Below are 5,286 nucleotides of genomic sequence, written 5' to 3' on the forward strand. Positions count from 1 at the left end.
CAGAAGTTATTTAAGGCAGCAGCAATTAATGCTCCTTCTTCTTGGCGGTGTATTGGTGAGGTTTGCTTGCCTGTTGCTAAAAGCTTAATGATAATTTGGGCTTGGTTGAAGTGGTTGATACCTGCTGCTAAGGTACGGGCATATAACAAGCGGTAATTACCTAAAATATAATCATGCAAGAAATTAATTGATACTTTTTGGCCGTAAGCATCATCATAAAATTCTCGCTGTCCTGTACAAGCAAGACAAGCATTGATAAACATGATTAAGTCTTCCCGTTCTACTTGTTCAGTGTGGGTATTTACTGTGTTATTTATCATGGTGTTATTTCTCTTCCCCCAAGGGGGATGCTGTTTGGGGAAAGGGGACACAACTAGCTAGTACGAGGTTGCAAATCGGGTTCGGAAGTTGTATCAAAGTCCCACAAACAAGAATGTGAATTTTTCTCACCCAGAGTTGAAAATGAAGAGAATACTGTTTGGGGAAAGGGAACACAACTAGCTAGTACGAGGTTAAAGATCGGATTCGGAAGTTGTATCAAAGTCCCGCAAACAGCAAGATTTAAATATGACAAAATTGTGATGCTGGCTCTAATTGCTGGAATAATGATTCAATGGATGGCTCTAGTTCTGTGACAAAAAGACCTAAATCACTTTCCATATCTGATGTGAGCCAAGTACCTTGGAGGGTAATTTCCACTAACCCAATATCACAATTACAGAGTTCTAGGATGTCCTCTGCGGCTAGGTTTTCCAAGTCATGCATATATCTGGAATGAACAGGAATAGAGAAAGATGCATGACTGGGTTGTATGTGAATATTTGTAACTGTTCTCATGGCAAGAGTAACTCTATTTGCGACCCAATTTGTTAGGGATTGGTTGAGGTACTCTAGGTTAAAGTTATTTTCGGTGTAAGTTAATTTCAACATAGTTAGTACTTAAAATCAAGATTGGCTAGTAAATAAGTAATAAGTAATAAGTAATAAGTTTATTGTTCATAGATTTGGTGGTTCACCAATTTCTTAACGTATATGCGTAATGCTATAAATGATTTAACGTAAGTTGTAAGTTTTAGGTTTCTGATTTAGATAAACTTAGTTTAGCTAAGAACATTTCCCTCAAGCTAATTACAGCATTAACCCCCGAAAAGATTGTAAAATCGAAGTAATAAACCTAGGGGTAGGAATTAACCTGGGGGATTCCCCCAACTTCCTCAGAGAACAAGGGAGCAGGGGAGATAAGGAAACAACCCCCGAAATCCTCCAAGAGAGACAAGGGGAACTTCCACGAATAAATTCGGAGAAAAGTGCGGTCTTGTGGGTTCCTCACCAAGAGCAACTTCGGAGGGCTTGAAACCTTGTTTCCCTAGACTCCACAGCAGGGGAAAAACGGTATTCTCCCCTGCTTCCTGCACTTTTCCCCCCTGCTTCTTATGGTCATATAGCTATATTTCCCCATTTTCCCTTCCCTATTTTTATCCCATGGCACGAATAAGTTATGGTCCACAAGTCAAAAAACGAGCAAAGCATTTATTAGAGGCGCTGCTACTGTATGCTAATGATGAGTTAGATGTAGATAATGAAGGGGTTTTGGATCGTCTACCATGTTCCAGAATAGCTGGTATGCGATCGCAAATTCAAACTCGCTGGCAAGCTAATAACCGCCTAGTTGTCAGGAGTAAGGTCAGGTTTTTATCTGCTTTAACGGAATTACCAGCTGACTCGATTGGTTTGACGGCTACACAAGTTAAGGAAGCATTGAATCGGTTGGCGGATTTTCTGGAAATATTGTCAGATAATCGTCCCAGTCGTAGTGGTTCGGAGAATTGGCATTTTACACTACATTTATGGCATCCGCGCTACCAGATAGATGCTAATTTAAACAAGTTTGAACAAGAGTGGGAACTGCGTCGTCATGGGAAGACTGTTAATCAAGTAGGGAAAGTCAAGGCAGAATCTACTACCCTATTATCTACTCCAGAAGATGAATATTGGCAACAACTATGCCGTCACTCTTTGGAAGCGCAAAATCAAAAACAACTCACCACTAATCCTTTGACAAAAGTCGATGGGATATCATTTACATTTGATCGTGTTTATTTACCCTTAGGATTAGTAGAACGCAAATACAGGGATCGTACAAGTCATGACGTTTTACCGATTCATGGTTCCCGTTTATATGAGTCCGAGGAGGACGATAACCCGAAAATTTTTACCCCCGATGAATTTTTACAACAACTATCATCCCAATCCATCAGTCAACGCATTGCTATCTTAGGGGAACCCGGTGCGGGTAAGACTACTTTGCTGCAAAAAATAGCTGGTTGGTTGTTGGATAATACTTCTTACTTACCTATTTGGGTTTCCTTAGCAGATTTACAGGAAACTAGTTTAGAGGAATACTTAATTCATGATTGGCTACGAAATGCTACCCGCAAGCGAAGAATTACACCAGAATTAGAAGATGCTTTCTGCGAACAGTTTAATCAAAAACGAGTTTGGTTATTGCTGGACGGGGTAGATGAAATGGCGATGGAATCTAGCCAAGCTTTAACTAAGATTGCTAAATTTCTCAAGGGTTGGATTGCTGATGCCACTGTGATATTAACCTGTAGGTTAAATGTTTGGGATGGGGGTAAGAATGCCCTAGAATCATTTACTACTTACCGCAACCTTAATTTTACTTATGGCAATAACCAATTACCAGACCAAGTCAAGCTATTTATTAATCATTGGTTTGCAGATAACTGGGAATTGGCAGATAATTTGCGATCGCAATTGGAACAGCCAGGAAGACGGAGAATTAAGGATGCTGTCAGAAATCCTTTAAGATTAGCGTTGATGTGTCGTACTTGGGCATTGGCAAAGGGAGAATTACCCAGTACTAAAGCCATGTTGTATGCTCAGTTTGTCGAAGCAATTTATCAATGGAAACAAGACTATTTTTATACCACAATTAGCCAGCAACAGCAGTTAAATCAAGCATTAGGAGAATTAGCATTACAGGCGATCGCTCAAGCAAAAACTAGATTTCGCTTCAGTCATGGGTTTATTTGTCAGGTGTTGGGCAATTCCCATGAAGGCATGTTTCAATTAGCACTGCAATTAGGTTGGATTAACCAAGTAGGTATATCTCCAAGCCAAGGAGAAAAGGTATATGCCTTTTACCATCCTACCTTTCAAGAATACTTTGCTGCCCTAGCAATTAACGATTGGCATTTCTTCTGGAACTCTCCCCAAATTCCAATTTTCCAACCCCAATGGCGGGAAGTAATTTTATTATGGTTGGGTAGAAATGATGTACCGCAATTACAGAAGGAAGATTTTATTCACTCCCTGATCTCCTTTGAGGATGGATGTGGTGGTTTCTACAACTATCAAGCCTACTTCTTGGCGGCATTAGGAATTGCGGAATTTGCCGATTGTTCCTTATCTCAACAAATTATCCAACAACTGATTAAATGGCGGTTTGGTTATTTTCATCCCACAAAAAAACGCTGGTGGCGATATCCCTCAACGATTCTGGAAGGTGCTCGTTGGGCATTATTGAGAACTGATCGAGCAACTGCGATCGCAGCATTAGAAAATTTTGTTCAATCCAGTGAAAATGAGTTTGAAATCTGGAGTGCTGCCTATAGTTTAGGGAAAAGTTTCGATCCTGGTAATTCCATTGCCATAACTGCCCTAGAAAAACTCGTCACATCTCTGCGTTTAGAAAACGTACGCTGGCAAGCTGCAGATAGTTTAGGCAAGCTCGACCCCAAAAATCAAGTAGCAATTACTGCCTTGAAAGAGATGATTATCACCAGTAGAAAAGATTCGATTCGCCGTAAATCCGCTTACAGTCTGGGTAAAATTGAACCGGGAAATGTTTTTGCTATTTCTACTCTAGAAACAATTATTACTTCCAATACTAGTCAGCAACTGCGACAACAAGCAGCAGAAAATTTATTAGTCATATGTGCTGGGAATATAATTGCTTTACAAGTGTTACCTCAGAAAACTAAATCTGGGCAAATACGAGTTAATCATAAACCTAAAAAAAACAAACAAGAAAACAAAGGTAGAATTATTACCGCTTTAGTAGAAGGGATTGCCTTGAGTCACAATGATGACAGTAAAAGACGCAGAGCCAGTACCCTAGCAAAATATGATCCTGGGAACCCCATTGCCTTTCACACCCTGTTGCACTTAGTAAAATCTGCGACTAGTGATTCTATTGGTAAACATACCGTTGAAGACTTAAAAAAAGTCCTCCTTGATGGGCAAATTTCAGAAGCAATTGCATTTTTTAAGGATTGCTTTAGTGATGAAGTTACCCAAGAGGAAATGGAGGATTTTCGCCATGTCTATAAATTACTTTGGCATTATGCCGAGCAAATGAATTATGCTGATTTTTATCAAATTTGGCAAATTAGAGATAATTTAAATGGTAAAACATGAAGTTTATTCAGTTATTGCAAATATTTAGATGAATTGGCAGGTATTCGGTCTTGAAATTGCACCACAGGAAGCGCATAGGATCAATTTCAATACTGCTTGGTTAAGGAAAATAGGGGGTAATCGATTTGAGTTCTGGTTTAACATCGTCCTTCCATAGATTTGCTCTTGAGTTATAGTCTAGTTCAGGGCTTATACACAGACTATGTGTTTACCTCAAAGCTGGGGATAAAAGTGTCGGTCTAGCAGAAATCTGTTGTAGACCGATACAAATTTTGAGAAAACTATGTAAGGATTATCTGAATGGTTTATTTGCGGCATTCTTGCAATTCACCTAACTGTAATTGGCAACCGTTCATCGGAGCTAAACAGCGTCTTCATTTGAGTATTATCCTGTCAGCAATCCTTGTCTTTGCCGTTTTAGAGTGGTTAGCTGGTAATCTCAGCCATAGCTTGGCTTTACGCTCTGATGCTTGGCATATGGTCGCTGATGGAGGAGCAATTATGTTGGCTTTGAGTGCTAGCTGGCTAGCCCGTTTAACCCTCACTCGCAAATTACCTGGTAATCCTCGGTTCGATGTGATGGCTGCCTTTTTTAATGGATTCGGACTTTTGCTGATGGCAGGATTAATTGCCTGGGAAGCAATTGGACATCTGACTCAACCCCCTGAACAAATCCTCAGTATTCCAATGCTTGTGACTGCAACCATTGGATTGGTGATTAATTTGGTCGGTGCTTGGCTTTTGCATGGAGATATTCAGGATAACTTAAATGTCCGTGGTGCTTTTCTGCATATCTTGGCAGATTTAGCAAGTTCCGTAGGAGTTATTATCAGTGCGATCGCT

At 40.0% G+C, this 5,286-nt stretch carries 3 protein-coding genes and 1 pseudogene; 2 read left to right on the forward strand and 2 right to left on the reverse strand.

Features of this window, described 5'->3' with window-relative positions:
• Nucleotides 1–320 (reverse strand): annotated as a pseudogene (locus CALSC_RS13520) (hypothetical protein); the annotation flags it as partial.
• Between the two features lie 241 nt (nt 321–561).
• Nucleotides 562–930 (reverse strand): alr0857 family protein, encoded by a 369-nt coding sequence (locus CALSC_RS13525; protein WP_088241857.1) that lies wholly within the window; start codon nt 928–930, stop codon nt 562–564.
• A 552-nt stretch (nt 931–1,482) separates the two neighbouring features.
• On the opposite strand from CALSC_RS13525, the gene CALSC_RS13535 reads away from it, so the two are divergent.
• The gene (locus CALSC_RS13535; protein ID WP_088241859.1) at nt 1,483–4,443 is read left to right on the forward strand and encodes an NACHT domain-containing protein; all 2,961 of its coding nucleotides are present in this window, start codon (nt 1,483–1,485) and stop codon (nt 4,441–4,443) included.
• Nucleotides 4,444–4,743: 300 nt separating this feature from the next.
• Nucleotides 4,744–5,286: cation diffusion facilitator family transporter (locus tag CALSC_RS13540; RefSeq protein WP_088241860.1), on the forward strand; the 543-nt coding region annotated here is incomplete at its 3' end.

The organism is Calothrix rhizosoleniae SC01 (assembly GCF_900185595.1).
GTDB lineage: Bacteria > Cyanobacteriota > Cyanobacteriia > Cyanobacteriales > Nostocaceae > Calothrix_A > Calothrix_A rhizosoleniae.